This is a genomic window from Bradyrhizobium sp. P5_C11_2, from assembly GCF_054049755.1.
The window spans coordinates 1-5,137 of sequence record NZ_JBFULT010000544.1 but is presented as its reverse complement, the minus strand read 5'-3'; the positions used below and the strand labels follow the sequence as shown (position 1 = coordinate 5,137).

The following is a 5,137-nucleotide window of genomic DNA, read 5'->3' as shown; positions in this document are numbered from 1 at the left end:
GCGTCGCTGCGCTCGCAATGACGATGTGGAAGCAGATGTGCGCCACACACTCAGCTGTCGTCCTGGCGAAAGCCAGGACCCATTACCCCAACGAGAGGTTTTGCGAAGATTGTTGGTCCGGTACTGCGACCGGCTCCCATCGAGAGATCACGCGGTATGGGTCCCGGCCTTCGCCGGGACGACCGCGAGGGTCGGCTAAATCGCGCCCTTCGCCAGCCGCTTCATCACTTCGTCGAGCTGGTCGAGGTTGCGGTAGTTGATCTGCACGGAGCCGCCGGGGTCGCGGTGGTTGACGGTGACCTTGAGACCGAGCGCGTCGCTGACGCGCTTTTCCAGATCGATCGTGTCAGGGTCCTTCTCCTTCGCACCGGCGCGCGCCTTTTGCGGCTTGCGTTCCGGCACGCCCTCCTCGTGCGCCAGCGCCTCGGCCTGGCGGACGTTGAGGCCCTCCTCGACGATGCGCTTGGCGGCCGCGAGCGGATCCGGCACGCCGATCAGCGCGCGCGCATGGCCTGCCGACAATTCGCCGGTCGCGATCAAGGCCTGCACCTCGGCCGGCAGCTTGGTCAGCCGCATCATGTTGGCGACGTGGCTGCGGCTCTTGCCGACGGCCTTTGCGATGTCGTCCTGGCTGCGTTTGAACTCGCCCGCGAGCGCGTGATAGCCCTGCGCCTCTTCCATCGGGTTGAGGTCTTCGCGCTGCACGTTCTCGATGATCGCGAATTCCAGCGCATCRCTGTCGCTGATGTCGACCGGCACGATCGGCACTTCATGCAGGCCGGCCATTTGCGAGGCGCGCCAGCGCCGCTCGCCGGCGATGATCTCAAAGCGATCCTGCGCGCCCTTCACCGGACGCACCACGATCGGCTGGATCACGCCGTGCTGCTTGATGGATTCGGACAGCTCCTTGAGCTCGGCCTCCGAAAAGGTCCGGCGCGGATTGCGCGGATTGGGCTTGATGAATTCGATCGGCACCTTGCGCTGCGCGCGCGGCCGGTCGACATGCGCGGCCTCTCCGCCGACGTCGCCGATCAGACTCGCAAGACCCCGGCCCAGTCGCGAACGCGCTTCGTCGGCCATCGCCAGCTCCCTTGGATTCACCAGCAGCACTCCAGAACTGAATTTCGAATTTTCGATCGTAGGGTGGGTTAGCGCAGCGTAACCCACCATTGGCTTGTTCGAGGCGGTACAATTGGTGGGTTACGCCTTCGGCCAACCCACCCTACGGCAGCTTCAATGCGTCGTGCGCAGCTCGCGCTCGCGCTGGATCACTTCGGTGGCGAGCCGCAAATACGCTTCGCTGCCGACGCATTTGAGATCGTAGACCAGCACCGGCTTGCCGTAGGACGGCGCCTCCGAGATGCGCACGTTGCGCGGGATCATGGTCTTGTAGACCTTCTCGCCCATGAACTGCCGGACGTCGGCGACGACCTGGTTCGAGAGGTTGTTGCGCGAGTCGAACATGGTCAGCACGATGCCGTGGATCGACAGGTTCGGATTGAGCGTCGAACGCACCTGCTCGACGGTCTGGAGCAATTGCGACAGACCTTCGAGCGCGAAGAACTCGCATTGCAGCGGCACCAGGATCGCGTCCGACGCCGCCATCGCGTTGACCGTGAGCAGATTGAGCGAGGGCGGACAGTCGATCAGCACATAGGTGTAGTCGGCGTCCGGCGAGACGTTGTTGTTGAGCGAAGAGATCGCATCGCGCAGCTTGAAGGCGCGGCCGGGCGTGGTGCCGAGCTCGAGCTCGAGGCCGGAGAGATCCATGGTCGAGGGCGCGATGTGCAGCCGCGGCACCGCGGTGGCGACCACCGCCTCGCGCAAGGCCGCTTCACCAATCAGCACGTCATAGGTCGAGCAGGAGCGGTTGCGGCGATCAATGCCGAGTCCGGTCGAGGCGTTGCCCTGCGGATCGAGATCGACGATCAGGACACGCTCACCGATCGCTGCGAGCGCCGTGCCGAGATTGATCGCTGTGGTTGTTTTTCCCACGCCGCCCTTCTGATTCGCCAGCGCCAGGATGCGCGGGTGGCCCTGCGGGACCACAGCCTGTTCCTGGGCGGTCTGCTCTTGCTGCGGCTCGTCAATCACGCTCATCGCAATTCCCCATTCGCCCCTGAACGTCTCAGCTGCGCCGTTCGGCGGCATTGAGCTCCACGATCCAGCCGTCTCCGGTACGGCTTTGGTGGAGCTGCGGCTGAATATTCCAATATTTAGCGGCTTCGGTCAATTCAGCCTCTACATCTTGACCCTTCGGAAACAGCGCCTTTGCGCCCTGGCGCATCAGCGGCTCCGCAAAGCCGATGAGTTGATGTAGCGGAGCGAGTGCACGCGCGGTGACGCAATCGACGGGGCCGGTGATTCTATCCACATTATCCCCGATCTCAGCGAGATGTACGACTCCCGGAGATGTGGTGATGCGAATTGCTTCGCGCAGGAACGCCGCCTTCTTGGCGATTCGCTCGACGAGGTGGACGCTGGCGCCCGACGTCCCGGCCATGGCGCAAGCGAGGACGACGCCGGGGAAGCCGCCGCCGCTGCCGAGATCGGCCCAGCGCCTTGCCGATGGCGCGAGGTCAACGAGCTGAAGCGAATCGGCGATGTGCCGGGTCCAGAGATGCGGCAGGGTCGAGGGCGCGACCAGATTGGTCTTCGCCTGCCACTCCCGCAGCAGCGCGATGTAGCGATCGAGCCGGGCCTCGGTTTCACGTGAAACGGATGCGAGCTTCAGCGCTGCGATCTTGTCGGCGGCGATGACGGAGTCCAACGACGGATCGTTGGCGCTGGCCTTGTCGATCTTCGATGTGATCGGTGCAGGTTCGGCTCGGCGCCGGGCGCCCTCACCCGCCGACGGTTTCCCTGATGACGGTCTGCCGCCGGCCGGTCCGCGCTGTTTCACGTGAAACGCCTATGCAATTGCTTTGGAAGTCTTCCGTGCTTCGCGGCGAAGGTACGCCGCAAGGATGCCGAGCGCCGCCGGCGTCATGCCGTCGATCCGGCCGGCCTGGCCGACGGTGAACGGCCGCGCCTTCTCCAGCTTGGCACGGACCTCATTGGAGAGCCCGGGGACCAGCTGGTAGTCGACCTCTGACAGCACCAGCCCCTCGTCGCGCCGGAAGGCTTCGACGTCGGCGCTCTGGCGCTCCAGATAGACATCGTACTTGGCGTCGATCTCCAGATGGGTGGCGATCACAGGGTCGATCGCCGACAGCTCCGGCCAGATCGTGCGGACCTGCTCCCAGCCGATCTCCGGATAGGCCATCAGCTCGAAGGCCGAGCGACGCTGACCATCCCGGTTCAGGGACAGTCCGTGCTTGATCGCCTCGTTCGGGGTGATGGTCAGGGACTTGGAGAGCGCCCGGGCCGCATTCAGGGCGTCCATCTTGGCGCGGTGATGCCGGGTTCGGGCCCCGCCGACGCATYGGAGCGCGACCCCCTTCTCGGTCAGGCGCTGGTCGGCATTGTCGGCCCGCAGGGTCAGCCGGTATTCGGCTCGCGAGGTGAACATCCGATACGGCTCGCTGATCCCGCGGGTGACGAGGTCGTCGATCATCACCCCGAGATAGCCATCGGCGCGGTCGAACACCGTCAACGCGGCGCCACTCGCCGCCAGCGCGGCGTTCAGGCCGGCGACGATGCCCTGGCCGGCGGCCTCCTCGTATCCGGTGGTGCCGTTGATCTGCCCAGCCAGGAACAGGCCGCGCAGACGCTTGGTCTGGAGCGTCGGGTCGAGTTCGCGCGGGTCGACGTGATCGTATTCGATGGCGTAGCCCGGACGGACCATCCTCACCCGCTCCAGGCCGGGAATGCTGGCCAGGATCGCGAGCTGGACCTCCTCCGGCAGCGACGTCGAGATGCCGTTGGGATAGACCGTCGTATCGTCCAGCCCTTCCGGCTCCAGGAAGATCTGGTGGCCGTCACGGTCGCCGAAGCGGACGATCTTGTCCTCGATGGAGGGGCAATAGCGCGGTCCGGAGCTCTTGATCTGGCCGGAGTACATCGGAGAGCGATGAACGTTGGACCGGATCACCTCGTGGGTCGCGGACGTGGTCCGGGTGATCCCGCACTGGATCTGTGGTGTGGTGATCCGCTCCGTCATCACCGAGAACGGCTCCGGCGGCTCGTCTCCGGGTTGCATCTCGACCGCCGACCAGTCGATCGTGGTACCGTCCAGACGGGGCGGAGTGCCGGTCTTGAGCCGTCCAAGAGTGAAGCCGGCGCGCTCAAAGGAGGCCGAAAGACCCATTGCGGGGGCCTCCCCGACACGGCCGGCGGGCCAGTTCTTCTCACCGAGATGGATCAGACCGCGCAGGAAGGTGCCGGTGGTGACGACAACAGCCCCCGCCCCAAGCTCCCGCCCGTCTGCCAGGCGCAAACCAGTCACCCGGCCACCGACCACGATCAGCTCATCGGCCTCGCCTTCGATGACCGAAAGACCCTCGGTCTCGCGGATCGCAGCCTGCATCGCAGCCGCATAGAGCTTGCGATCCGCCTGGGCCCGCGGACCACGGACAGCGGGACCCTTGCGCCGATTAAGAACGCGGAACTGGATGCCGCCGGCGTCCGCGACCCGTCCCATCAGGCCGTCGAGCGCATCGACCTCGCGAACCAGATGGCCTTTCCCGAGACCGCCGATGGCGGGATTGCAGGACATCGCGCCGACGGTCGAGAAACGGTGCGTCACCAGAGCCGTCGTCGCGCCCATCCGGGCAGCAGCAGAAGCGGCTTCACAGCCGGCATGGCCGCCGCCAATCACGATGACGTCGAAGTTCTCTCGCCCTGTACGCATGGGCGGACTTCTAGCTCAGAGTGGAAAAAGCCGGAAGTCAAAACTCGGCGGGCGGTTGTTTCACGTGAAACAGGATACCTCGGAGGACTCCCACGCATTTTTCGCAAAACAACCCCATGCACAGTAGAAGGCGCCTTGAAATGCCTTCTGTTTCACGTGAAACAAATTGGGTCGCGGGAGAAAGATGAGGCGCGAAGGGTTGTTACCTCGGCGCGCGGCCCCGACGAACGACGGCGGCGCCATACTCCGTCATTGCGAGCCACCGGGTCCGCGCGAACGCGCGGCCCGATGACAGGCTCAGCGAAGCAATCCAGAATCCTTCCGCGGAGCTAGCCTGGATTGCTT

The 5,137-nt window shown here is 65.0% G+C and carries 4 protein-coding genes; all 4 read right to left on the bottom strand.

Annotated elements, in window-relative coordinates:
- Positions 1–195 precede the first annotated feature (195 nt).
- Positions 196–1,080: a ParB/RepB/Spo0J family partition protein gene (locus tag ACXJL8_RS33490; protein WP_456621475.1), complete on the bottom strand. Its 885-nt coding sequence runs from the start codon at positions 1,078–1,080 to the stop codon at positions 196–198.
- Positions 1,081–1,233: 153 nt separating this feature from the next.
- Complete coding sequence (locus ACXJL8_RS33485; protein ID WP_456621474.1) at positions 1,234–2,100, bottom strand: ParA family protein; 867 nt, start codon at positions 2,098–2,100, stop codon at positions 1,234–1,236.
- A 28-nt stretch (positions 2,101–2,128) separates the two neighbouring features.
- Complete coding sequence (gene rsmG, locus ACXJL8_RS33480) at positions 2,129–2,770, bottom strand: 16S rRNA (guanine(527)-N(7))-methyltransferase RsmG (protein WP_456621473.1); 642 nt, start codon at positions 2,768–2,770, stop codon at positions 2,129–2,131.
- 141 nt (positions 2,771–2,911) lie between these two features.
- Positions 2,912–4,792 (bottom strand): tRNA uridine-5-carboxymethylaminomethyl(34) synthesis enzyme MnmG, encoded by a 1,881-nt coding sequence (gene mnmG / locus ACXJL8_RS33475; RefSeq protein WP_456686336.1) that lies wholly within the window; start codon positions 4,790–4,792, stop codon positions 2,912–2,914.
- Positions 4,793–5,137: the final 345 nt, after the last annotated feature.